Genomic DNA, 25,078 nt, shown 5'->3' on the forward strand with positions numbered 1-25,078 from the left:
CTTTCGCTGGCGGTAATTCCGACCCACGAAAAAATCAACAAGCCACACGGAGCGGCGGCACTATGGAAAAGGGTATCTTCGACGGCCTCAAGGTTCTGGATTGCGCGAGCTTCATCGCCGCGCCGGCGGCCGCCACCGTGCTGTCGGATTTCGGCGCCGACGTGATCAAGATCGAGCCGCCCGGCTCCGGCGATCCCTACCGCAATCTGCCGAATTTGCCGGGCTACCCGCATAGCGAGCATAATTTCGCGTGGATGCTGGAAGCCCGCAACAAGAAGAGCCTTGCGCTCGATCTCTCCAAGCCCAAGGGACAGGCGGTGCTGCATCGCCTCGCCGCCCAGGCTGACGTCTTCATCACCAACTATCCGCCGCAGGTGCGCCAGCGGCTCGGCATCACCCATGACCATCTGGCGCCCCACAACGAGCGCCTGATCTACGCTTCGTTCACCGGCTATGGCGAGAAGGGCGAGGAAGCCAACAAGCCCGGCTTCGACTCCAACGCCTATTGGGCGCGCTCCGGCCTGATGGACTTGGTCCGCGCGGATGAACACACCACGCCGGCACGATCGATCGCCGGCATGGGCGACCACCCTTGTGCGATGGCATTTTACGGCGCGATCGTCACAGCGCTCTACAAGCGCGAGCGCACCGGCAAGGGATCGCATGTCAGCTCCAACCTGATGGCCAACGGCGTCTGGGCCGCTTCAGTGCTGGCGCAGGCAAAACTGGTCGGCGCAAAATTCGGCGAACGCCGCCCGCGCGAGCGCGCGCTGAACGCGGTCACCAACCACTATCAGTGCAAGGACGGACGCTGGCTAATTCTCTCCCTGCTCAACGAGGACCGGCAATGGCCGACGCTGGCGCGCTGCCTTGGCCGCGAGGATCTCGTCACCGATCCCCGTTTCGAGACCAAGAAGGACCGCCATGCGCGGTCGGTCGAGTTGATCAAGATTTTCGACGAGACGTTTGCGACCAAGGACCTTGCCGAATGGCGCAAGATTCTCGACGGCAATGGTCTCGTATTCGGCGTGGTCGGCATTCTCGATGACATTCCGAATGACAAGCAGATGATCGAAAACGAGGTGCTGGTGCCGTTCGAGAACGACACCATGCTGACCGTCAACAGCCCGATCTGGATCGACGGCAGCCGCAAGGTCCGGCCGCGCAAGCCGCCGGGCATCGGCGAACACAGCGATGAAATTTTGCGTAACGCCGGCTATGATGAGGCAGCAATCAAAGCGCTGCGCTCGGCCGGCGCAGTGGCGTAGGTCGAAAAGCCATGCCCAGATATCGACTGCATTACTTCCCGGAGTCGGGAAACAGCTACAAGCTCGCGCTGATGCTCACTCTGTGTGGGCAGAAGTTCGAGCCGGTATGGACCGATTTCGGCGGCGGCATCACGCGCACGCCGGAATGGCGGCGCGACGTCAATCCGATGGGCGAAATTCCCGTGCTCGAGGTCGACGGCGAGCGCCTCACCCAGACAGCGCCGATCCTGCTCAAGCTGGCAAAGCAATTCGGCCGGTTCGACGGCGAGACCGAGCAGGAACAGTTCGAATTGCTGCGCTGGCTGTTCTGGGACAACCACAAGCTCACCGGCTACATGGCGACCTACCGCTACTTCCGCACCTTCACGCCGTCGCCGGACGAGCACGTGCTGAAACATTTCCGCAGGCGCCTCGATGATTTCCTGTCAATTCTCGAAACACATGCGGAAGAATGCATTCGCCATCGGCGAACGGCCGACGGTGGCCGACATTTCCATGATGGCCTATCTGCATTATCCCGCTGACGAGACCGGATATGATTGGGCTGTGAGCCATCCCGCGATCAACGCGTGGCTGGGGCGGATGGCGCAACTGCCTGGCTGGAAGTCGGCCTATGATCTGTTGCCGGGCAAGCGCTTGACGCATTACGCCAAGTGATCCTCGATGCTCAGCACGCCTACCGACTTTTGACGAAGCACATGCCGATGCGCGAGATCTTGCCGGCGGCTTGACAGGTCAGGCCCTCCGCGCAGGTCCAGTCGCGAAAACTTCCGTCATTGTTGGCGGCTGGCTTGCCCTGAACATAGCAATGCGCGCCCCAGCCATCGTAATAGTTGCTGCCGGCGAGTTCGGTGCTGCCCCGCAACTGCGGACGGTTGGCAAATCCGCGCGAATAATCCGGCGGCTTGCCGTCGCGCAGCGCCGTGAGAATATCGCGGCGGCGGATCTGGTCGCCGAAGAAATGCGGCGACGCCGGCACGACGGTTGAATTGGAAGGCTGAGCCGCCATCCAGTCGACGCCGGGAAAATGAAAGCCGCCGATGCCGCGCGTCTGGTGGCAGCCGGAACAGGTCACGTCATTGAGCCGCCGTTCGAACCCGGCAAGCGAGCGGATACTCTGCAGCTTCGCGCCGCCTTCCGTGACCCTCCTTAACGCCGCCACCACGTCAGCCTCGTTAAACACGGCACCCTCTCCATGCACCAGCCCGAATTCCGGCTCCAGGTCCGATGGATCGAATCCGACCGGCGTTGGCGCAATCGCGCCGCTCGCGAGGAATTTTTCCGGGATCAGCACGGTGCCGCGATCGAACGCAATGAGATTGACCGGATCGAGCAGCCATGTCCTGAACTCGCGCTTGAGGCCATCGTCCGCCAGAAGGCGCGCGCGGTCGATCTGGTTCTCCATCGGCGATTCCACGAATGCGCGCGTTTGCCGGTCGTAGCGAAACACCTTCAGGAGATAATCGGTTCGGAAGCTGCGAACCGAGGATTTCGGCGCGTGTGCGATCTGGAGATTGGTCTCGATGCGATCGATATTCTGATAGTCGATCAGATCGAGCGGGCCGCCGCTCGCCGACGGCTCTGCGCCGAGCCAGCGCCTGGCAATTTCGGAACATGCGATCGCCGCCCCCTCGCCTTTCGCCTTCAGCACGAGGTTCAGCGTCATCGGCAGCCGCGGCGGCGCCGCATCGTCACCCGCCGCCTTGTTGATCCGCGTCAGGCGGTAAATCAGGCGGATCTCGCCGCAGCTTGCTTCGGAAACGAAAGTGCGGTCCATGCGATTGACGATGCCGGCCAGCACGAACCGCGTCTCTGCCGAATAGAGCGGCGTGCGGTCGAACAGTTGGAAATCAAAGCCCTCGCCGACGCCGATCGTTTCCTTTGAAAGGCTCGCGTGATGCCGCGCGATGTAGCGATCGAACTCACCGTCGATCGCCTGCCGGACCGTTGCCATCGATGGCAAGGCGAATAGCTCGCTGTTGGCAAGCGGGATGTCCGCCGACCGCCCAGGCACCAGCAAGCGGTCGAGGCGAAGTTTTCCGCCATCGAGCCCGCGCAACGTCGCAGGATCGGTGATGGCGGCACCGCGCTCAAGCGGCGCATCTTGTGCCGCACGCGCGGGCAAAGCACCGCACAGCAGAGCAAACAAAATGACGAGAAATCGTGGCGCGCGGCTCATGTCGCAACTAACACCGCGCAAAGAGGTCTATTCAAGAAAAAAGGCGCTTCACATGGCCGTGAAGCGCCTTCCTGTTGGTTTGTTGTGCCGTTATCGCGCGACGATCAGGCCCTTGCTGGTCACGACCACCCAACGGCCGTCCTGCTTGCGAATGGCGTCGACCCGACCGAGACCGGGCACGGGATCGCCGGCATAGACCTCATACATGCCGCGGCGGCCCTCGATCAGCGCGCTGCCATTGGCGACATCGCGCAATACCCAGCCTTCGACGGTCGGCAGCCGGGCGACTTCAGGCTTGGGCGGAGCCGCGGGTGCTGGCGCAGGCGCTGCGGCGGCAACCTGTTGCGGCACCGAGCCGGTCACTTCCTTCGCAGGGGCCGGCGCAGCGGCAGCGGTCGTTGCGGAGGCCTGGGCAGCGCGGAGCTTGTCGACGGTCTCGCTGAGCTTGGCGAGTTTGGCGGCGGGCTCGGCCTGGGCCTTCTCGACCTTGTCGAGGCGGTCGCTGGCCTTGTTGAGCTGGCCTGTCGTCGTCTTGGACGTCTGCTCCAGGCTGGCTTTCAGTGCACCGATCTCGGCATCGAGCCGCGCCACCGAGGCTTCGAGGGCGCTGTCCTTCGCCGACGCCACGGCCGAATCTCCGGCCATCAATTTTCCAATGCCCGCGGTCGCCAACGCACCACCGAGCGCACCGGCCACGGTCGCCAGCGCCACAACGGCGGCCATGGCCCCGATCCTGCGCTTGCCGGACGATGCCTCCGCCGGCGCAGCCTTCGTCTCACTGCCGACGCGGTCGCCAGGCGACATGATCGTCACATTGCCGGGGAAGCGCGGCGCTTCCGGCTTTACGGCGTCGATTTTGGGGGCATCAACCTTAGGAGCATCAGCCTTTGGCGCCTCGATATTTGGCGTCTCGACCTTTGGCGCTTCCGCGCCGGCAGCTTCCACCTTGGGCGCGTCAGGCTTCGGTGAGGTCTCTTCCTGCTCGGGCGCCAGTCTCACGGGCTCGACCTCAGCCGCAGCGGTTACCGGCTCGCTCGGCGCCGGCTTGTCCGGTGCGGCTGGCCCGGCACCAAGGGTTCCGGTTTCACCGCTGGTGGGCTGGGATTGCTGATCGCTCACAGTTGGATTCTCCAGAATTGATTGACCATTTGGTAACTTTTATTGCTTGCCAAATCGTTACCGGCCCGGGCCTTACCGAAATTTTAGGAACTCATCCGGTCCGGTTTTGGCCCGATACACGTCAGCCATCCCGGTCCAAGTCTCCTAATGCAGCCCTGCGGCATCCGTGGTTCCGTTTGCGCCGGCTCGTTTCCCGACTAACATGGACGCAACCGACCAGCCAGAAAGGCAGGGGGCCACCATGACCATCGAGAAATGCATCAACGAGTTTGATGTAGATGACGTCATTTTTGAGGAAGGCTCGACCGGGCGGGAACTGTTCGTCGTGCTCGACGGCAAGGTCGAGATCGCCAAGATGAACGGCGCCAGCAAGTCCGTCATTGTCACGCTCGGCAAAGGTGAATTCTTCGGCGAGATGGCGGTCATCGACGGTTCGTCGCGTTCGGCAACGGCCATTGCAGCCACCCCACACACCCGCGTGATGCGCATCAATCACGCCCGCTTCGTCTACCTGGTGAGCCAGCAGCCTGCCTTTGCGCTGATGATCATGGATGCGCTCAGCAAGCGCTTGCGGGCCTCCAACACGGTCGCCTTCAGAGCCGCGGGCGGTTCATGAGCGAGCGCAGACCAAGCCCGTTCAAGACGCTGCTCGAGAGCGACGTCTGTACGCTGATCCAGGCCGCCGAAGACGTCTATCAGGTCCGCTTCAAGAACCGTGGGGCGAACGCCTATCTGGTGCGCGGGAGCTCGCGCACCATCCTGATCGATGTCGGGCTGTCTTCGAACTATCCGCACCTGCTGACGTCTCTCAATCACATCGGGGTGAAGCCCGACGATATCGATATGGTGGTGCTAAGCCACGAGCATCTCGACCACATCGGCGCGGCCTATCATTTCCACGGCCGCGCCTTCATCGCCGCGCACAGACTCGCCGCCAACAAGATCATGCTGCGCGACGACTTCTCAATGCTGCGCAAGATGTTCAACGAGCCGAACGTGCCGATCAACATCGATCTCTGGCTGGAAGAAGGCAATTTGATCGACCTCGGCAATTTCCGCCTCAACGTGATGCACACGCCAGGCCATACCTCGGCCTGCATCACGCTGTTCGACCAAGACAAGGGACTGTTGTTCGCCTCCGATACGCTGATGCCCGGCGGCGTGATGGGCGGCGTGTTCGGCTCCGGCAGCATTGCCGACTACATCCAGTCGCTGGAGCGGCTGAAGGGGCTGAACTCGAAAATTCTACTGTCGGGCCACGGACGGCTGTCCGACACGCCGCAGGAGGATGTGCGGATTGCAATCCAGCGCTCGCATGGATTGTTGTCGGACACCGCGCAATTATTCGACGCGCTGGATGCGCGAGCGAATTTCGAGCCTATCATGCAGTCGGTGCGCGACCTCAACAAGCTCGACGACAGCTAGGCCTGCCGGCCCGCAAGATATTCCGCAGCGTCGAATGTGGTCTGCCCATTTGACAATTGGAACGGCGGCCTGTTGAACAGCTCTCAGCAACCAAGCCTGCAAAAAATATCGGGAGAGACGGCAACATGAAATTTTACGACTCGGTCGGGCCGAACCCGCGCATCGTCCGCATGTTCATGGCAGAAAAGGGCATCGAGATACCGAAGCAGACGGTCGATCTGCGCAAGGGCGAGAACCGCGAGGCCGAGCATCTGAAGCGCAATCCGCATGGGCAAATGCCGACGCTCGAACTCGACGACGGCAGCTATCTGTCGGAGATCACCGCGATCTGCGAATATTTCGAAGAGAAGCATCCCAACCCGCCGCTGATCGGCACCACGCCGGAAGAGCGCGCCGAATGCCGGATGTGGACGCGCCGCGTCGATCTCAACATCTGCGAGCCGCTCGCCAACGGCTTTCGTTTCGGAGAGGGTCTGAAGTTCTTCGAGAAGCGCATCCTCTGTGCGCCCGAGGCCTCGCCCGGCCTGAAGATGATCGCCGCCAACCGCCTGCAATGGCTCAACGGCCAGATGGCCGACGGTCGCCAACATATTTGCGGCAAGCGCTTCACGCTGGCGGATATCCTGCTCTATGGCTGGCTCGATTTCGGCGGCCAGGTCGGCCAGCCGCTCGATACGGCAAACACCAATATCGTGGCCTGGATGGCGCGCGTGGGAGAGCGGCCTTCAGTGACGGCGTAGACTCTCTCCTCGTCATTGCGAGCGAAGCGAAGCAATCCATTTCACCACACGGGGACAGATGGATTGCTTCGTCGCTTTGCTCCTCGCAATGACGAGGATGGTTCGGTGTTCTAAATCACCACCGGCGCATCCGGGAGTTCATTCGCGCCGCCGCCCGCCTTCGGAAAATGCGTCGCCAATTCGCGCGACACAGCCTGGACGCCAGTGATCACGCCCCGCTCGAAATGCCCGGCGCGGAAATCGGTTTCCATCTGCCGGCAGATTTTCTCCCACCCCTCAGAGCCGACCTTGGCGTTGATACCGCGGTCAGCGACGATCTCGACGTCGTGATCGGCTAGCAAGAGATAGATCAGCACGCCGTTATTGTCGGCGGTGTCCCATATCCGCAAATGCGAGAAGACATCCAGCGCCCGCTCACGCGCGGGCTGGTTGCGAAACAGCGGCGCGCCGTCGAGCGCGCCTTCGACCACGAAACGGACCTGCCCGGAATGAGTTGCCTCGCCCGCTTTGATCGCCTGTTCGATCCTCGCCAAGACGGCTGGCGGGAAATCGCGGCGGCGGCGCCAGTGATGCTGGAGAAGATGCCTCGTGATACGTCCGATGCTCATGTCTACCAGCTCCCCGATGCACCGCCGCCGCCAAAGCTGCCGCCGCCACCGCGGAACCCGCTGTCGCTGGAGCTGCTACCGCCGGACCAGGAGCCGCCGCTGCCACCGACCCATCCACTGTCTCTGCCGCGGCGCCCCACGCTCGAGCCCATGTTCTGGATGAGGAAACTTACGACGAACGCGATAAAGCCAATGAGGATCGCCGCTGCGAGCGATCCCGCAACGAACCAGCCCAAGACGCCTGCGATGCCGCCGGTTGCCGCCGCGCCGATGAATCGGCCGAGCACCGCCCTCAGTACCCCGCCGACAACGAAAACGAGGACGAGGATAAATGGATTGAACGGATCGACGTAGTCGGACAAGCCGTGACTTTGCCAGTGTGGCGGCTCCGGCTCTGGCAGTTTCTCGCCATTGGCGACTGCGATCATCCGGTTGACGCCTGCCGAAACACCGCCGGCGAAATCACCGCTCTTGAATTTTGGCGTGATGTCCTCGTCGATGATGCGCTTGGTGGTGGCGTCGGTCAGCGCGCCCTCAAGACCATAGCCGACCTCGATCCGCAAGCGGCGATCGTTCTTGGCGATCACGAGAAGCGCGCCGTCGTCGATCTTCTTGCGGCCGATCTTCCAGGCTTCCGCGACGCGGAGCGCGAATTGCTCGATGGCCTCGCCGTCCGTCGTCGGCACGATCAGCACCGCGATCTGGCTGCCCTTGCGCGCCTCGAGATCCCCAAGCTGCTGCGTCAGCGCGGCAATGTCGCCAGCAGCGAGCGTGCCGGTCTGGTCAACAACCCGCCCGCTCAAGGGCGGCACAGCGACGAGCGCCAGGGCTGACGCGGCCCAGCACAGCAGTAGCGCAAGAAGGGACGCTCTCGCAGCGTTCATCGCAGTGGCCTTTTCAGCCGCTACTTGGCGGGCGCCGGTGTCGGGTTGAAGTCCACCTTCGGCGCCGTCGAGATCGCCTTCTCGTTCTCGACCGCGAAAGCCGGCTTTTCCTTGTAGCCGAACGCCATCGCCGTCAGATTGTTCGGGAAGGTGCGGATGCCGACGTTGTAGTCCTGCACCGCCTTGATGTAGCGGTTGCGCGCCACCGTGATGCGGTTCTCGGTGCCTTCGAGCTGCGCCATCAGGTCGCGAAACAGCGCATCCGATTTGAGCTGCGGATAATTTTCGGTGACGACCAACAGCCGCGACAGCGCGCTCGTGAGTTCACTTTGGGCGGACTGGAATTTCTGGAACGCGGCGGGATCGTTCAGCACCTCTGGCGTCGCCTGGACGCTGCCGACCTTGGCGCGGGCATTGGTGACGCCGAGCAGCACGTCCTTTTCCTGCTGCGCAAAGCCTTTTACGGAATTGACGAGGTTGGGCACCAGATCGGCGCGACGCTGGTACTGGTTGACCACTTCTGACCACCCCGACTTGACCCGCTCGTCATTGGTCTGGATGGCGTTGTAGCCGCAATTGGTCAGACTCAGCGTCGCCAGCGCCGCCAGTACGGTCCAAACTCTGCGCATCGAACTCTCCTAAAGGAAAGTTCAACGCCAACCTGTTTGATTGGTTGCGTCTGGCATGCAAGGCGCGAGCCTGCTCAGGTTCATTTTGCAGCCCGATGGCCCTTGCCTATCAATCGCCGAAATAACAACATGGCCCGATAATAATAAAGGGAGGGCCGATTGACCGCTTTCGAAACCATCGTCGTGGAGCGGCCGGAGCCGCGCATCGCGCGGATCGTGATGAACCGGCCCGAGGCGCGCAACGCGCAGAACCTGCAGATGACCTACGACCTCAACGCCGCCTTCGATCAGGCGGTGCAGGACGACGCGGTCAAGGTCATCATTCTCGCCGGCAACGGCCCGCATTTTTCGTCAGGGCATGATCTGCGTCCCGGGGCTAAGAATGCCGCCGGCGCGGATTTTCCGCCGGTCGGAAATTGGGGCGGGTTCGCCGAACCCAACGCCCACGGCCGCTTTGCGCGCGAGCAGGAAATCTATCTGCAGATCACAAGGCGCTGGCGCAATCTGGCAAAGCCGACGATCGCCGAAGTGCACGGCAAGTGCATCGCCGGCGGCCTGATGCTGGCGTGGGCCTGTGACCTCATCGTAGCGAGCCATGATGCAGAATTCTGCGATCCTGTCGTCACGATGGGTGTCTGCGGTGTCGAATGGTTCGTGCATCCCTGGGAATTGGGACCACGTAAAGCGAAGGAATTATTGTTCACTGCGGACGTCTGGAACGCGCAGGAAGCGCACCGACTCGGCATGGTCAATCACGTGGTGCCGCGCGACGAACTATCACCCTTCGTGATGAAGCTCGCCGAACGGATCGCGGCCAAACCATCCTTTGCGCTGAAATTGACCAAGGAAGCGGTCAATCGCTCGGTCGACGTGATGGGACAGCCCGCGGCGATCGAGCAGGCATTCGCGCTGCATCAGCTCTGCCACGCACACAATCTTCAGGAATTCGGGATGATCGTCGATCCTGCAGGCTTGCATCCCTCGGTTCGGAAGCCGGCACAAGCAAAATAGAACAAGCAAAGAAGATCAAATGGACCTCACCTTGAGCGACGAGCAGCGATTGCTGCGCGAAAGTGCCGACCGCTTCGTCAGCGAGACCTATACCGCCGATCACCGCCGCCGGGTTGCGAACGATCCGCTCGGCTTCAGCGCCGACATCTGGAAGCAGTTCGCCGATCTCGGCTGGCTGGCGCTGCCGATTCCCGAGGCTCACGGCGGACTCGGCGGCGGTGCAATCGAGATCGGCATCCTGATGGAAGCGTTCGGGCGCGGCCTCGTCGCTGAGCCCTATCTCTCCACCGTCGTGATCGGCGCGTCGCTGATCGCGAAGTGCGGCACGGAAGCGCAGAAGCAGGCGCTGTTGCCAAAGATCACCGATGGCTCGCTGTACTTGGCCTTCGCGCATTCGGAACGTCAGGCGCGCTTCGATCTCGCCAACGTTCGGACGATCGCCAAGAAGACGTCCGACGGCTGGCGCCTCGATGGCCAGAAGACCACGGTGCTTGATGGCAACGCTGCGGGACATATCATCGTCTCGGCCCGCGTCAACGATAGCGACGGCAGGCTCGGCCTGTTCCTGGTGGCGCAAGGCACGCGCAGTCTCACGTTACGCGATTACCTGCGGCTTGGCGGCGGCCGCGCCTGCAATCTCGAACTCAACGGCGTGCAACTGCCCGCCGACGCCCTGCTCGGCGACGGCAGCGACGTGCTGCCCGCGATCGAAGTCGCGGTCGACCGCGCCATAGCTGCGCTCGGTGCCGAAGCCGTCGGCATCATGCAAACGCTGCTCGACCAGACGCTGGAATATACCAAAATCCGAAAGCAGTTCGGTCGGCCGCTCTCTGCCAACCAGGTGATCCGTCATCGCCTGGCCGACATGGCCATGCAATGCGACGAGGCTCGTTCGATGGCTCTGCGCGCGGCACTGATGGCCGATGCCGAACCGGTCGCGCGCAGCCGCGCCGCCTCGGGCGCCAAAGCCAAGATCGGTAAATGCGCGCGCTTCGTCGCCGAACAATCGGTGCAGCTTCACGGCGCGATGGGCGTTACCGAAGAGCTGGACGTCGGCTCCTACTTCAAGCGGCTGCTCGCCTTCGAGACGCTGTTCGGCGGCAGCGCCCATCATTATCGCCGTCACGCCGCCCTAGGCGGACGTGCCGTTCAGACCTGAAAAGGGAGGATACCCATGGATCTCGCCTTCAACGCTGAAGAGCGCGCCTTCGAAAAGGAAGTGCGCGACTTCATCGCGGCCAACCTCACGCCGGAGATGAAGCGTGCCACCGCGCTGACGCCTTCGGTGTTCTCCGATCCTGATATCGGCATGGCCTGGCAGCGCGCGCTGCATAAGAAGGGCTGGGGCGCGCCGGGCTGGCCGGTGGAATATGGCGGGCCGGACTGGACCCCGGCGCAACGCTGGATTTTTGAGGCCGAATGCGCCCGCGCCGGCGTGCCCAATGTGAACGTGATGGGCGTCAAGATGGTCGGCCCGGTCATCATCGGCTTCGGCTCGCCCGAGCAGAAGAATTTTTATCTGCCGCGGATTCTCTCGGGCGAGGATTACTGGTGCCAGGGCTATTCCGAGCCGGGCTCCGGCTCCGACCTCGCCTCGCTGAAGACCCGCGCCGTGCGCGACGGCGACGACTACGTCATCAACGGCACCAAGATCTGGACCACGCACGCCCACCACGCCAACCGGATGTTCGCGCTGGTGCGCACCAACGAGACCGAGCGGCAGCAGGACGGCATCTCCTTCATCCTGATCGACATGAAGACGCCCGGGATCACGACGCGGCCGATCCTGACCATCGGCGGCGACCACGAGGTAAACCAGGTGTTCTTCGACGACGTACGCGTCCCCGTCGCCAACCGGGTCGGCGAGGAAGGCAAGGGCTGGACCTACGGCAAATATCTGCTCGAGTTCGAGCGCGGCTCCGGCATCGCCTCGGCCAAGCTGCGCGATGCGCTGAAGACGATTTCGGAGCTTGCCGAATCTGACGCGACCGGCCGCGCCATCGACGATCCCGATATCGTGGTACGGATGTCGGAGATCGAGGTCGATATTGACGCGCTCGAGATGACCGAGCTGCGCGTGCTATCGGCGCTGCAGACCGGGCAAAATCCCGGCGCGGTGTCGTCGCTCCTAAAACTGCGCGTCAGCGAAATCCGCCAGGCGGTGACGCGGCTCGGCGTCGACGTGATCGGCAATGACGGGCTCTATGTCGAGCCAATGCGGCCGCTCTACCGGCTCAACGAGGCGCCGGGAATCCCCGAGGAGTTGCTTCCCGTCGTGCCGGAATATCTCAACGGCCGGGCCTATACGATTTTCGGCGGCTCGTCGGAGATCCAGCGCGATATCGTCGCGAAGATGGTGTTGGGGCTGTAGATCCGTGCGCGTCCCCAACCCTCCCCTGGAGGGCCCTGGAGGGGGAGGGTCGGCACGCATCGCAAGATGCGTGACGGGGCGGGGTGATCTCTCAACACGGGCACCTTCCGAGAGGAGAGACCGTCACCCCACCCCGCCGCTTCGCGTCGACCCTCCCCCTCCAGGCAGGGGAATCGCATGTTCAATTCCGTAAGTTATTGCGAAGCGGCGAGAAATTGATTCTGAAGGTAGCTCCTGATTCGGATGGAGCGGCCGATGAATCGATTTGCGGAGTGCTTCGAGGAACTGCCGGACCCGCGCGCGGACAATGCGCTGCACGATCTGACGGAGATTTTGTTCATCGCCTTGATGGCGACGCTGTGCGGGGCAACGAGTTGCACCGACATGGCCTTGTTTGCGCGAATGAAGGCCTATCTTTGGGAGGGCGTGCTGGTGCTCGAGCATGGTCTGCCGAGCCACGACACGTTCAGCCGCGTGTTCCGCATGCTCGATCCGAAAGCGTTCGAGAAAGCCTTCCAGCGCTTCATGAAAGCCTTTGCCGAAGGCGCGAAGATCGAACGGCCAAAAGGCGTGATCGCGCTCGACGGCAAGGCGCTGCGGCGCGGCTACGAGCGCGGCAGGAGCCACATGCCGCCGGTCATGGTGACCGCTTGGGCGGCGCAGACCCGCATGGCGCTGGCCAACGTGCAGGCGCCGAACAACAACGAAGCTGCTGGCGCGTTGCAGTTGATCGAACTTCTGCAGCTCAAAGGCTGCGTGGTGACGGCCGATGCGCTGCACTGCCATCGCGGCATGGCCAAGGAGATCGTGGCGCGGGGCGGCGATTACGTGCTGGCGGTGAAGGAGAACCAGCCAGCGCTGTAGGCCGACGCCAGGGCGGCGATTGCCGCAGCGGTGCGCAAGGGCAAGAAGCCGGTTTCCACCACCGAGGCAGATCATGGCCGAAAGGAAAAGCGCAGTGTGCTTGTCGTGCCCGTCAAGGATATGGAGCGGAAGCACAACTTTCCGGGCCTCAAAGCCGTCGCACGGATCAGCAGCAAGCGCGGCAAGGACAAAACCGTCGAGCGCTACTTCCTGATGAGCCAAAACTACAGCCGCACGCAGGTTCTGCGCATCGTTCGCACCCATTGGACCATCGAAAACGGCCTGCACTGGCCGCTCGATGTCATCCTCGACGAGGATCTGGCCCGCAATCGCAAGGACAACGGCCCGGCCAACCTTGCCGTACTCAGGCGCCTTGCCCTCAATGTTGCCAGAGCCCATCCCGACACAACCAGCTCCTTGCGCCTCAAGCTCAAGCGGGCTGGCTGGAACGATGCCTTCCTCTTCGAACTCATTGCTCACATGCGATAGCCCTGCCCCTCCAGGGGAGGGTGAATGGCTCCGAACGTTATACGCCCGCCCTCGCATCCCTTATCGCCTGCCAGACCTTCGCCGGCGTCAGCGGCGTGTTGAGCTGCTTGATGCCGAGCTCGCTCAACGCATCCATCACGCCGTTGGTGACGCAAGGCGGGCCGCCGATGGCGCCGGACTCGCCGCAGCCTTTGGCGCCGAGCGGATTGGTGCGGCACGGCGCGGAATCGTCCAGCGTCACCGCGATCGGCGGGATGTCGTCGGCGCGCGGCACGCAGTAGTCCTGGTAACTCGCGGTCAATAGCTGCCCTTCCTCGCTGTAGGCGACGCCCTCATAGAGCGCCTGCCCGATGCCTTGGGCGACGCCGCCGTGCACCTGGCCGGTCACCAGCATCGGGTTGACCGCAATGCCGACGTCGTCGACCGTGGTGTAACGCACCACCTTGCTGACCCCGGTTTCCGGATCGATCTCGACCTCGCAAATGTGCGTGCCGTTCGGCCAGCTCGGGCCGTCGACTTCGCCTTCGGAATCGACGGAGAGCCGCGCGCCATCTTCGTTCTTCGCGATCTCGAACAGGCTGATGCGCTTGTCGGTGCCGACCACCGTCAGCCAGCCGTCGCGGTATTCGATATCCTCGATGGACGTTTCCAGCACGTTCGAGGCCTTCTCGCGCGCCCTCTGAATCATGTCGTTGCTCGAAACCGCAACCGCCGTGCCGCCGACAAACAGCGAGCGCGAACCGACGCTGCCGAAGCCGGTGGCGAGATCGGTATCGCCCTGCACGACGTCGATCTTGTCCATGGGAATTCCGAGCGTATCGGATACCATCTGCGTGTAAGTGGTCTGCAGGCCCTGCCCCATCGCCATGGTGCCGGAATGCAGGATAATGCGGCCTTCCGCGGTCGCGTGCAGGCTGACCTTTTCGGTATGCGCGCGCCCGCCGGTCCATTCGATATAGCTGGTGAGGCCGCGACCGTAGAGCAGGCCCTTCTTCTTCGCCGCCTTCTTGCGCGCGTTAAAACCATCCCAGTCAGAAAGCTCGGAGGCGCGCGACAGCATGTGCGCGAAGGCGCCGGAATCGTACACCTGTCCGACGGCATTGGTGTAGGGCAGTTGCGCCGGCTTGATGTAGTTCAGCTCGCGGATGGTACGCGGATCGATTCCGATCTGACGCGCGGCAGCATCCATCAGCCGCTCGACGATGAACACGGCTTCGGGCCGCCCGGCGCCGCGATAGGCGCCGACCGGCGCGGTGTGGGTCATCACCGATTTCACCTCGAAATGCACCAGCGGCAGATCGTAGACGCCGGTCTGCACGAAGGGCCCGAGCACCAGCGGAATGATATTCGCGGTCCCCGACGAGTACGCGCCGGTGCCTCCGATCGAACGCACGCGGTAAGCGAGCACGCGGCCCTTGGCGTCGAGCGCGAATTCGCCGGTCGAGGTAAGATCGCGGCCATGGGTGCCGCCGACGAACTCGTCGGTGCGGTCGCCGCGCCAGCGGATCTTCTTGTTCAGCTTGGTCGCGGCGTAAGCAACGATGCCGTCCTCGGGATAAAGGCTGGTCTTCTGGCCGAAGCCGCCGCCGATGTCGCCGACCAGCACGCGGACGCTGTCCTTCGGCCGCTTCAGAATGGATTCCGCGAGCAGGTCCCGGGTCGAGCCGGGCGTTTGCGACTGCACGTGCAGGATTAAACGGCCGGTCTTCTTCTCGATCTCGGCAATCGTCGAGCGAGGCTCCATGGCGGAGGGCACCAGCCGCTGGCTGACCAGGTCGAGCGAGACCACATGCGCAGCCTTGGCAAAGGCTTCCTCGACCTTGGCGGCATCGCCGTAGCTCATGGCAGCGACGATATTGTCGGTCGCCTCGGGCCATACGACGGGTGCGCCGGGCTTCACCGCCTCGACAGGGTCGACCACCGAGGGCAGCACCTCGTAATCGACCGCGATCGCTTCGGCCGCGGTCTGGGCTAGCACGTGCGAAGTCGCCACCACGGCGGCCACAGCTTCGCCGGCATACCGCACGATTTCATGCGCAAGCAGCCGCCGCGGCGGCACCGTCATCGGCGATCCATCCGGCCGCTTGAAGATCGCAAGCGTCGGGATGGTGCCGATATCGTCCTTGATCAGCTCGGCGCCGGTATAGATCGCGTGGACGCCCGGCATCCCGGCGGCATCAGTCGTATCGATCGAGACGATTTTGGCGTGGGCATGGGGCGAGCGCAGCACGTAAAGCCACAGCGCGCCCTCGTCGGGCTTGTCGTCGATGAACTGCCCCTTCCCGGTGAGCAGTCTCTGGTCTTCCAAACGCTTGACCGGCTGGCCCGCACCAAAACGCATATTGCCGGGAAGAATGTTCATCAGTTCGTCCTTTGAGCTTCTTGTCGGATTGCGCGAGGTTTTAGCGGCTTTTCCGCGTGAGACAACTCATTCAATTCATTGCAATAAATGCCTGCAATAAATGCGCCAGCGTAGCCGGCCGCGGACGGGTACGATCCTGCCGTGGAAAAAAGGGGTATCAGCTCCGGCCGATGTCCACGATGTTAATGTTGATATCGCGCGTCTCCGCCCCCCGTTTCAGGGTGATGCGGATGTCCTTGCCGGCGCCGACCTGCTCAATCTGGTCGGTCAGGTCGGAAAGCCGATGCACCGGCTTGCCGTCGGCCTGGACAATGACGTCGCCGAGTGCACCCGAGCCGAAATCGACGCCACGGATGCCGGCACGCTCGGCTGGACTTCCAGGCGCGGTGCGCACGACGATCACCCCCTCGACGCCAAGTCTGGTCGAAACAGCCTCGCTGGCGGCAACGATGCCGATCCCGGGCGTCGGCACGCGACCGTTCCTGATGAGTTGAGGGACAATGCGATTGACGACGTCGACGGGAATCGCGAAGCCAATGCCGGCGCTGGAGCCGGAAGGCGAGATAATCGCCGTGTTGACGCCGATCAATCGTCCCGCCGAATCCAACAGTGGGCCTCCTGAATTGCCGGGATTGATCGCAGTGTCGGTCTGAATCACATTGGCGATTTCGCGGCCGCTGCTGGTCGGCAACCGGCGCTTGAGCGCGCTGATGATTCCGCTCGTCAACGATTGATCGAGCCCGAACGGATTGCCGATCGCAAACGCCGATTGACCGACCTTGAGCTCGCTTGAGCTGCCCAGCGCCACCGGCGGCGGCAATTTACGTGCACTCCTGATCCGCAATACCGCGAGGTCATAATTCGGCGCGACGCCGACGACCTCGGCCCGGGCTACCTCGCCCGAGGCGAAGCGAACTGCGACCTCTCTGCCATTTTGGACGACATGGTTGTTGGTGACAACGTGGCCATCATTATCCCAGACAAAGCCGGTGCCCGAGGCTGCGGCCGTGCCGGCTTCGCCGCCTTCCTCCTCGGCGAGGGGATTGGCAGCCGCAGAGCGCGCCGCGACTTGCACGACCGACGGCGAGACACGTTCGAACAACTCGATGTTCGCGCGCTCGGCATCAGACAGCGGCCCACGCTGGTCGACGGTTCGGGCGGTGGTATTGGTCCACGGGCTGTAGCGGATATTGGAGACGGTCAGCGCCACCAACACGCCTGCGATAATGGCTGCGAAAAGCACGAAGCGACGGTTCATCGATCACTCACCTGGCAATGCCGCTCGCGTGCGAACGGCAATGGGAAGCAACGGGCTGTTCAGCCATTTAAAGTGTCAGCACATCAAACGCCCACACCGGCCGAAAGTTTCCGGTTTTCAGAGACTTGCTGGCGCGCTGAAATCGGCTTTCTACCAATGATTTAGGTAGTGTGATTTGTCCCGCAAGCCGCGTCCATTGAAACCAAACCTCCCCGTTCCCATTGTCATGGAGGCGCAATCCATGCTCGCCGCAGGTCCCTTTGGATCAGGCGAATGCCCCGACCCGGCTTCCCGTGAGGATCTGCGTCCGGAGTTGCGAGATGAACAACAAGACACGTTTCAATATCGGATATGCGATCGCCGCCATCTTTGCTGTCTTCATCATCCAATATTTCGTTTCCACGGCGAGCCAGATCGCCATCATTCCCTACAGCGAATATCAGCAATTGCTGAAGCAGGGAAAGGTCGCGACCGTCGGCATCTCCGACCGCACCGTGCAGGGCACCTTGAAGGAGCCGCTGTCCGGCGGACAAAAGCAGTTCGTCACCACGCGCGTCGATCAGGAGACCGCACAAGAGCTCGAGAAATACAACGTAAAATTCACCGGCCAGATCGAGAGCACTTTCCTGCGTGACCTGCTGTCTTGGGTCATGCCGGTGCTCCTGTTCTTCGGCCTGTGGTGGTACATCGCCAGACGCGCTGCTGAAGGCGGCGGCCTTGGCGGCGGGCTGATGGCGATCGGCAAGAGCAAGGCCAAGATCTATGTCGAGTCCAATACCGGCGTGAATTTTTCCGATGTCGCCGGTGTCGACGAAGCCAAGGACGAACTGCGCGAGGTCGTCGACTTCCTGAAGAATCCGACCGACTACGGACGGCTTGGAGGGCGTATGCCCAAGGGCGTGCTACTGGTCGGTCCGCCCGGCACCGGCAAGACGCTGCTGGCCAAGGCGGTGGCCGGCGAGGCCAAGGTGCCGTTCTTCTCGATCTCAGGTTCGGAATTCGTCGAGATGTTCGTCGGCGTCGGCGCGGCGCGGGTGCGCGACCTGTTTCAGCAGGCACATCAGAAAGCGCCTGCCATCATCTTCATCGACGAACTCGATGCGCTCGGCCGCGCCCGCGGCATCGGGCCGTTTGCGGGCGGTCACGACGAGAAGGAGCAAACGCTCAATCAGCTTCTGGTCGAACTCGACGGTTTTGACTCGCGCTCCGGCCTCGTCATCCTTGCCGCCACCAACCGGCCGGAAATCCTCGATCCGGCACTTCTGCGCGCCGGTCGCTTCGACCGCCAGGTGCTGGTCGATCGCCCCGACAAGAAGGGCCGCACCGAAATTCTCAAAGTTCATATGAAGAAGGTGCAGCTCGACTCCGGCGTTGATGCCGAGGCGGTCGCTGCGCTGACGCCCGGTTTCACCGGCGCCGACCTTGCCAATCTGGTCAACGAAGCCGCGCTGCTGGCGACACGGCGCGGCGCCACTGCCGTCGCAATGACCGATTTCAACAACGCGGTCGAGCGCATGGTCGCCGGGCTGGAGAAGCGAAACCGGCTGCTCAATCCGAAGGAGCGCGAGATCGTTGCCTATCACGAGATGGGTCACGCCTTGATCGCGTTGTCGCTGCCCGGCGTCGATCCCGTGCACAAGGTGTCGATCATCCCGCGCGGCGTCGGCGCGCTCGGCTATACCATCCAGCGCCCGATCGAGGATCGCTTCCTGATGACCAAGGAGGAACTGGAGAACAAGATGGCGGTGCTGCTCGGCGGCCGGGCGGCGGAGTTGATCGTGTTCAGCCACCTGTCCACCGGCGCCGCCGACGATCTTCGCCGCGTCACCGACATCGCCCGCAGCATGGTGACGCGCTACGGCATGTCCGAAAAACTCGGCGGCGTCGCCTACGAGCGCGATCCCGGCAATTTCCTGGCCGGCGCCGATCGGCCCTTCCCCATGCGCGAGCGCGATTATGCCGACGAAACTGCTGCAGCAGTCGACGAGGAGGTTCGCGCGATCGTCGATCGGGTGTTCGACCGCGCGCAGGGCATCCTGAAGGCGCGCCGTGCGATCCTGGATCGCGCAGCGAAAAAATTGCTGGAGAAGGAAACCCTGGAGCAGAGCGACCTCGAAGCGCTGATGCGCGAAACGCCGAAGGAGGCGCTGCGCGCGATCTAGCCTTATCCGAGGTCGCGCAGCGCCGCCTCGACCACCTTGCGCTGCTCGGCCGTCAGGGCCACCTGCGGCGGGATGGGATCGCCGACCGCGTAATCCTGGATGTCGAGCCCGGCCTTGATGCAGGCGGCCAGGTTGAACCGCGCAAAAGCCTCGTTGATGCGCCACAGCTTGCGCTGCAACGCCATCGCCTCATCCCAGCGCGCCGCCTTGCAGAGATTGTAGAGTTCGACGCTCTGCCGCGGGATGATGCAGGCAGGACCGGCCATCCAGCCCACCCCACCGATCAGCATCACCGCCGCTGGGATGTGGGCGGATGCGGAGAACACGCGGATCGCCTCCCCACAGCGATTCATGATCGACAGCAGCCGGCCGGTATTGGTGGAGGCGTCCTTGATGTAGCCGATGCGCGGATGGGTCGCGAGCCGCGCGATCACGTCGAGCGTGAGATCGGAGCGCTGGAATTGCGGATTGGTGTAGATCACGACTGGAATGTCGACCGCGTCGGCAATGGCGCGGAAATAGGATTCGACCTGCGCGTCGGCCACCGGGAAGTAAGCCTCCATGATCGCGAGAATGCCGTCGGCGCCGAGCTTCTGATACGCCTTCGCCTGCGCCACCGCATCCGCCGTCGATGTCGAGGCGACGCCGGCGATCACCGGCACGCGGCCATCAGCGGCTTCGATCGTGGTCTGCACGACGCTGGCACGCTGCGCCTGGTTGAGATAGGCGAACTCGCCGGTTGATCCCAGCGACGTCAGCCCATGCACGCCCGCCTTGATGAGGTCGTCGCAGAGCCGGCTCAGCACTTCGGTACGAATTTGGCCTGATCCATCGACTGGTGAGACCAGGTAGGGAAAGACGCCGTGAAAATCAGCCATGGAAGGAATTTGCCTTTGGCAGGAGAGTCCGGACCGCCATGGCTATCCGGAATACCGCTGCAAGACAACATTTCGCAAACGTGATGACCTGATCCCATACACCGGAGCAATGCTATGCTGGCTGCGTTGAGCGGCAGCCGCGCGCGTGGCTGCCGACTCCGACATCGGCATCTCAGCTCGATTGAACAGTTGATCGGACCGACCGTCGTCGACGGCCGGCTCGGCTTGCGCAGCGCCTGAAACAACAATCATCATCGCGAGCATTGCGCCGAAATATCGTGCCAAGGATGCCGCCTCGATGTGCTTCACACGCGCCAATAAGCCCCTGCAGGTTCCGTATTATGCCGTCGCACCGCCTGCCGGAAAGCAGGCCCGGGAGGCCGCGTCACGCGTATGCGCGCTGCACCACAAGGCTAAAAGATGTCCACAGATGTTCACAGGTTCTAACGATTTAACTCACGATAATTTCACGACTTTCTCCGCACTCTCGCCGCCTTGACCAATCGCGAGAATAGTCTTGATGGCTGTGCAGAAGGTCGCTGACGCATCCTCTTTCCGAACTTCCGAGCTCAATACGCGCGGCTCTATACCGCCGGCGACAGTTCCCGGCTTTCGTCACTTCCTCGGCACACCGGCTCCTTCGCAGCGTTTCCGCGCCTTCGGTATCGATCCGCTCGAGTCGACGTCGCACCATGCAAAGCTTCGCGGATTGATGCATCGCCTGTCACGGCGAATGGACGCCGCCATAAAATGGCCGCCACACCAGGCTCGATCGGCGGAATACTGGGAAAATCCCTTCATCCCCTCGGGCTACACCTATCTGCTGCAGTTCATTGCGCATGATCTGGTTCACTCGGCGATTCCGCTTTCGGTTGCGGGAGGGCTCGGCCGAGGGACGACCAACGCCCGCCGTACTCCGCTTCGACTGGAAACGCTGTACGGCAGCGGCCCGGTCGGATCGCCGCACATCTATGCGCTCGACGCACCGAGCGACGACCGGCGCACCAAGCTGCGGCTCGGGCGAATGCGCTGGAAGGAAAAGCAGTCGGCGACGGGCTGCCCATTTCGCGACATCGCACGGACCCCCGCCGAGAACGTGACGGGCATCGATCGCAGCATTGCGGGTGTCCGCGTTGCCCTCACCGAAGCGCTGGTTGCCGATCCACGCAATGACGATCACGCCGTGATGTCCCAGCTCACCGCGCTGTTTGCGCTGCTGCACAACGGCCTCGTCGATATCATTCGCCGCCGCGAAGGCAATGCGGGGCCAAACGGCCAGTTCGGCGCCGCCTACAAGCGCTTCCTGTGCGCCCGCGGCGCATTGACGGCCATCTATCACAACATCATCCGCAACGACCTGATGCGAAGGGTGACTCATCCGGCGATCTACGCGAGCTACTGCGGGCCTGCCCCACACTTCATCGACCGTCCCGCATCAGCCGACGGTCCTGCGATCGGAGATTGGGAAATTCCGTTCGAGTTTTCGCACGGCGCATTCCGCTTCGGTCACGCCATGGTGCGACCCGAATACCAGATCAACGACCTGTCGCTCCATGACCTCAACAATACGCTTGAAAAGAGCTCGGTAAACGATCCGGCAAACATGCCGCTCGACGAGACCTGGATGGTGCAATGGTCGCGCTTTTTCGAGATCAACGGCTCGACGCCGAATTTCAGCCGCCGCATCGGACCACATCTCAGCGATGGGCTCGGCAATGACCAGATCTTTCCGGCGTTCGACGAGACGGAACGGGTCGGCCTGCTCTATCGCGACCTGCTCGGCGCCGGCCTCGCCGGCATGTGGTCGGTAGATGCACTGATTGCCGAGATCGGCTGCAGGCGGCCGCATTTCATCGCCACGTCGCGCCTGCTTGCCGACCGCGCCTACCGTGTCAATCAGCTTCGCGAATGGCTCGTCTCGACACCAGCCTACGGCGCGCTGACGGACGAGGACATTGAAACCCTTTCGAACGATCCGCCGCTGCCGTTTTTCATCCTGTTCGAGGCGATGCAGCAGACGGAGGGCCTGCAACTCGGGCTGCTCGGTTCGATCATCGTATCGGAAGTGATATTCGGGGCGCTCGCGAGCGTCCCGCAAACGGCCGGCGGCGGCTCGCTCACCGATCAACTGGGCCTCGTTTCCCGCGAATTTTACCTGACGAACGTATTTCAGGACATTCGAGAGATTTCAAACATGGCGCGGTTGGTGAAATTCACCACCGAAATTGCCGAACTGCAGCAGGCCGTGCCTGCATTTCTGTGAGCGGAATTGTTCCGTCTCGCGCAACCCGGAGGAGTAGAAATTATGGCCCTCGAAAGAATGCAAGTGACCAACCATGAGCGCTGGGGCAACCTCGTAAAGACCTGGTCGACGGGCAAGAACTATCTTGACGACGACAACGAGTATCCGATCCCGACCACCGTCGAGGAATTCAAGGAGCAACTCGCCAAGGCGCAGGTGTTCATGACGGTGCCGGATCGCTATACGAAGGTGAAGTTCGTTGAGCAGCAGATGGACACGATCGTGGTGCGCTTGCCGCCCGCCGTGGCGATCGCGGATTCCGAAGAGAAGCTCAGCAAGCCAGGCGCAACCTACCCGCTTCCGCCGTTCTACAAGCGGCTGTTCAACGGGATGGATCCGGTGATTCCGGAAGCCGACAAGTTCAAGGTGCATGCCGAGCGTATCGGCGATTACACGATCAGCTTCTGCGCCTAGTCAGAGCTGGACGATATCCCGACAGGAAGCCCTGCGCCGAGCAAACCTCGACGAAGGGTTTCCTGTCGCTCGCTCACGCTAATCGGGTGGGCCTGCATGACCCACCGCACGACAGCCTCGTCGGTCGGGGTCAATGTACCGACCCAAAACGAACGTAGTCCATTCACGAAGCGCTGCGCTTCTTCGCGCGCCTTCCCCAACTCCCCAAGATAGAACAGCGCAGCGGTCCGCCATGCGGGCAATGTCCGCCCGACGCCATTGGCGCGATCGCAGGCCTCGACGGCGCCTGCGTAGTCGCCGCACAGAAAGCGAATGGTGCAATGATAAGCCCATTCAAGGTAGGAAGGCGCAGGCGAGAGCGTCAGTGCTTGGTCGGCCCTGAGCCGGGCCTGTTCGATTGATCCGCAAAAGACCTCATAGTGAGCGCTCGACAGCAACGTCCACGGGTCGTTGTCATTGAGCTCGCAGGCAAGCGCCATGTGCGGCGCAGCTTCGGCTTCCCGAAGCGCCATCACATAGGACCAGCCGCAGCACAGATGCGCCCTGGAATCGACCGGGTCCAGTTGAACGGCGGTCTTCGCCAGTTCAAGAGTGGCCTTGGCCTTTTCGAGATCGCGAAAGATCCCGGGGTGCACCAGATGCTCGATGTTGTTCATCTGCACGAGGCTGCTGTAGCAGGGCGAGAAACCCGGATTGTCGCGGATCGCATCGCGAAAGATGGCGACCGCCCGCCGCCAGCTTTCAGGATCGAACTTCGACATGAGGTTCTGTCCGCGCAGCCAGCGGTCATGTAGGTCAAGCGATACGTCAGGCTCGCCGGCCAACCGCATCAACCGTTCGGTCGAGAGCTGCACGTTCAGCGAGGTGGCGATCCGGCGGATGATGCGCTGCTGTGTTTCGAACCAGTTGCCGAGACCAAGTCGGAAGCTTTCGCTCCAGACGTAAATCCCGGTGGTATCGTCCCGAAGCACCATCACGATGTTGATTTCGGCACCCGCCTGATAGGCGGTGGTCTCGATGCAGTATTGCGGAGACGTACCCGCCGGAAGCACGAGGGCCGCCGGAGGACGATCGACGACGCTCCATTCCCGGAAGCGCACGAGACAGGCCGCGAGATGCTGGGAGAACCCCTGCACCAGATGGCTGTGGTCCTCGTCGACACCGTGCATCGCAAAGGGCCGCAGCACCAGGCGCGTCTTGACGGGTGCATTGACCGGTGGCATCGGGACTACCGGCTGGAGAGTGGTCCCTCTGACCATCCTGACAGCGAATTCGTCATTCGCTGCCGAGGCAGCCCGATCGACCGGCGCGGGCTCCAGAATGCCGAGCTTGATGTTCGCGACGAGTTCTTCGGTGGCCGACGACGGCTCCATGGCGTAGTCGCGATCGAGCAGGTCCCACAGCGCCTTGTAGATGCGCAGCGCGCCGGCAATATCGCCTTCTTCCGCATGCGCCCGCATCAGATAGCGGCAGGCGTATTCGTGGGTCGGATCGAGATTGACGATCGCGGCCGCAATCCTCTTTTTGGACTCGGCAGCTACGCTTGCGGAGGTCAAGCCTTCGTCGAGATTTCGCATCAGCCGTTCATGGATGGTCTGCCGCTTGGCCAGCACCCAGACCCGGAACGACGGGTCGAGATCGTCCATTCCTTCGAGCAAGCGCCCGTCGAGCTGCGGGATGTCGAGCAGCAACGGATGAACGCGTCCGACTTCGGCGAGTTGGATCACGCTTTCGATATCGACTTCGATTCGTCCAACGTCGAGGCCGATCAGGAGCCGCTCCGCGACAAAGCCGTCATAGCCGGCCTCCTCGAACATCGCCCGCAGTTCGCGCACGACCTGCCGCAGCGAGGCTCGCGCCTTTTCCTCGTCGGAACGGCTCCACAGCAGGCCGACCAGCCGCTCGCGGCTCTCCTGCTTGGTCTCCGACAGCGCGAGATAACTCAGGACGGCGCCGGCCTTGCGGGTTCGCAGTTCGATCGGCCGGCCGTTGAACCGCACGCCGAGCCGCCCGACCAGCGATACCGACAGGCGCGGAGCGCTTTCGGGCGCCGCCGCGGCATTGTCTGATGTCATGGCCTTGGCACTGGCCGGCATGAAACGGTTTCCGGAACCG

General features: G+C 62.7%; 19 protein-coding genes and 2 pseudogenes. 12 read left to right on the plus strand and 9 right to left on the minus strand.

Features of this window, described 5'->3' with window-relative positions; all coding sequences use genetic code 11:
* Positions 1–62 precede the first annotated feature (62 nt).
* Positions 63–1,268: a CaiB/BaiF CoA transferase family protein gene (locus tag V1277_RS08850; protein WP_334415847.1), complete on the plus strand. Its 1,206-nt coding sequence runs from the start codon at positions 63–65 to the stop codon at positions 1,266–1,268.
* Positions 1,269–1,279: 11 nt separating this feature from the next.
* A pseudogene (locus V1277_RS08855) lies at positions 1,280–1,925 on the plus strand (glutathione S-transferase family protein).
* 19 nt (positions 1,926–1,944) lie between these two features.
* Here the strand turns inward: V1277_RS08855 and V1277_RS08860 are convergent.
* Positions 1,945–3,447: a hypothetical protein gene (locus tag V1277_RS08860; RefSeq protein WP_334415848.1), complete on the minus strand. Its 1,503-nt coding sequence runs from the start codon at positions 3,445–3,447 to the stop codon at positions 1,945–1,947.
* Between the two features lie 90 nt (positions 3,448–3,537).
* Entirely contained in the window at positions 3,538–4,566 is a 1,029-nt protein-coding gene (locus V1277_RS08865; protein ID WP_334415849.1) for a hypothetical protein, read from the minus strand.
* A gap of 241 nt (positions 4,567–4,807) precedes the next feature.
* On the opposite strand from V1277_RS08865, the gene V1277_RS08870 reads away from it, so the two are divergent.
* The 3 genes from V1277_RS08870 (at position 4,808) to V1277_RS08880 (ending at position 6,731) form a co-directional block, all read left to right on the plus strand.
* Positions 4,808–5,182 carry a Crp/Fnr family transcriptional regulator gene (locus V1277_RS08870; RefSeq protein WP_334415850.1) on the plus strand — a complete coding sequence of 125 codons (375 nt, stop codon included), beginning with the start codon at positions 4,808–4,810 and terminating at the stop codon, positions 5,180–5,182.
* Positions 5,179–5,991: an MBL fold metallo-hydrolase gene (locus V1277_RS08875; protein WP_334415851.1), complete on the plus strand. Its 813-nt coding sequence runs from the start codon at positions 5,179–5,181 to the stop codon at positions 5,989–5,991. The genes V1277_RS08870 and V1277_RS08875 overlap by 4 nt, the downstream gene beginning before the upstream one ends.
* A 125-nt stretch (positions 5,992–6,116) precedes the next feature.
* The gene (locus V1277_RS08880; RefSeq protein WP_334415852.1) at positions 6,117–6,731 is read left to right on the plus strand and encodes a glutathione S-transferase family protein; all 615 of its coding nucleotides are present in this window, start codon (positions 6,117–6,119) and stop codon (positions 6,729–6,731) included.
* Between the two features lie 110 nt (positions 6,732–6,841).
* On the opposite strand, the gene V1277_RS08885 is transcribed toward V1277_RS08880, so the two are convergent.
* From V1277_RS08885 to V1277_RS08895, 3 genes are read right to left on the minus strand one after another with little or no spacing between them, the layout of a single operon-like run.
* Entirely contained in the window at positions 6,842–7,339 is a 498-nt protein-coding gene (locus V1277_RS08885; protein ID WP_334415853.1) for a TPM domain-containing protein, read from the minus strand.
* Positions 7,340–7,341: 2 nt separating this feature from the next.
* Positions 7,342–8,223 carry a TPM domain-containing protein gene (locus V1277_RS08890; RefSeq protein WP_334415854.1) on the minus strand — a complete coding sequence of 294 codons (882 nt, stop codon included), beginning with the start codon at positions 8,221–8,223 and terminating at the stop codon, positions 7,342–7,344.
* Between the two features lie 20 nt (positions 8,224–8,243).
* Positions 8,244–8,852 (minus strand): LemA family protein, encoded by a 609-nt coding sequence (locus tag V1277_RS08895; protein WP_334415855.1) that lies wholly within the window; start codon positions 8,850–8,852, stop codon positions 8,244–8,246.
* A 159-nt stretch (positions 8,853–9,011) separates the two neighbouring features.
* Between V1277_RS08895 and V1277_RS08900 the strand changes: the two genes are divergently transcribed.
* From V1277_RS08900 to V1277_RS08915, 4 genes and pseudogenes are all read left to right on the plus strand, one after another.
* A complete protein-coding gene (locus V1277_RS08900) occupies positions 9,012–9,863 on the plus strand; it encodes an enoyl-CoA hydratase (RefSeq protein WP_334415856.1) in 852 nt (283 codons plus the stop codon).
* A 19-nt stretch (positions 9,864–9,882) separates the two neighbouring features.
* Entirely contained in the window at positions 9,883–11,022 is a 1,140-nt protein-coding gene (locus V1277_RS08905) for an acyl-CoA dehydrogenase family protein (protein ID WP_334415857.1), read from the plus strand.
* Between the two features lie 15 nt (positions 11,023–11,037).
* Positions 11,038–12,234 carry an acyl-CoA dehydrogenase family protein gene (locus V1277_RS08910; RefSeq protein WP_334415858.1) on the plus strand — a complete coding sequence of 399 codons (1,197 nt, stop codon included), beginning with the start codon at positions 11,038–11,040 and terminating at the stop codon, positions 12,232–12,234.
* Between the two features lie 255 nt (positions 12,235–12,489).
* Positions 12,490–13,587, plus strand: a pseudogene (locus tag V1277_RS08915) (ISAs1 family transposase).
* A 37-nt stretch (positions 13,588–13,624) separates the two neighbouring features.
* On the opposite strand, the gene V1277_RS08920 reads toward V1277_RS08915, so the two are convergent.
* Together V1277_RS08920 and V1277_RS08925 are read right to left on the minus strand one after the other, a co-directional pair.
* On the minus strand, positions 13,625–15,949 hold the full coding sequence (locus tag V1277_RS08920) for a xanthine dehydrogenase family protein molybdopterin-binding subunit (RefSeq protein WP_334415859.1): 2,325 nt from the start codon (positions 15,947–15,949) through the stop codon (positions 13,625–13,627).
* 157 nt (positions 15,950–16,106) lie between these two features.
* Positions 16,107–17,207: a S1C family serine protease gene (locus V1277_RS08925; protein ID WP_334415860.1), complete on the minus strand. Its 1,101-nt coding sequence runs from the start codon at positions 17,205–17,207 to the stop codon at positions 16,107–16,109.
* Between the two features lie 320 nt (positions 17,208–17,527).
* On the opposite strand from V1277_RS08925, the gene ftsH reads away from it, so the two are divergent.
* Positions 17,528–19,369: an ATP-dependent zinc metalloprotease FtsH gene (gene ftsH, locus V1277_RS08930; protein WP_334373115.1), complete on the plus strand. Its 1,842-nt coding sequence runs from the start codon at positions 17,528–17,530 to the stop codon at positions 19,367–19,369.
* A 2-nt stretch (positions 19,370–19,371) separates the two neighbouring features.
* Here the strand turns inward: ftsH and V1277_RS08935 are convergent, their stop codons facing one another.
* Positions 19,372–20,247 carry a dihydrodipicolinate synthase family protein gene (locus tag V1277_RS08935; RefSeq protein WP_334415861.1) on the minus strand — a complete coding sequence of 292 codons (876 nt, stop codon included), beginning with the start codon at positions 20,245–20,247 and terminating at the stop codon, positions 19,372–19,374.
* Positions 20,248–20,767: 520 nt separating this feature from the next.
* Between V1277_RS08935 and V1277_RS08940 the strand changes: the two genes are divergently transcribed.
* Together V1277_RS08940 and V1277_RS08945 are read left to right on the plus strand one after the other, a co-directional pair.
* A complete protein-coding gene (locus V1277_RS08940) occupies positions 20,768–22,510 on the plus strand; it encodes a hypothetical protein (protein WP_334415862.1) in 1,743 nt (580 codons plus the stop codon).
* 42 nt (positions 22,511–22,552) lie between these two features.
* Positions 22,553–22,963 carry a hypothetical protein gene (locus tag V1277_RS08945; RefSeq protein ID WP_171583683.1) on the plus strand — a complete coding sequence of 137 codons (411 nt, stop codon included), beginning with the start codon at positions 22,553–22,555 and terminating at the stop codon, positions 22,961–22,963.
* Here the strand turns inward: V1277_RS08945 and V1277_RS08950 are convergent.
* Positions 22,960–25,059 carry a BTAD domain-containing putative transcriptional regulator gene (locus V1277_RS08950; protein ID WP_334415863.1) on the minus strand — a complete coding sequence of 700 codons (2,100 nt, stop codon included), beginning with the start codon at positions 25,057–25,059 and terminating at the stop codon, positions 22,960–22,962. The genes V1277_RS08945 and V1277_RS08950 overlap by 4 nt on opposite strands.
* Positions 25,060–25,078: the final 19 nt, after the last annotated feature.

Origin of the sequence: Bradyrhizobium sp. AZCC 1588 (genome assembly GCF_036924735.1) — a bacterium.
Classification (GTDB): Bacteria; Pseudomonadota; Alphaproteobacteria; order Rhizobiales; family Xanthobacteraceae; genus Bradyrhizobium.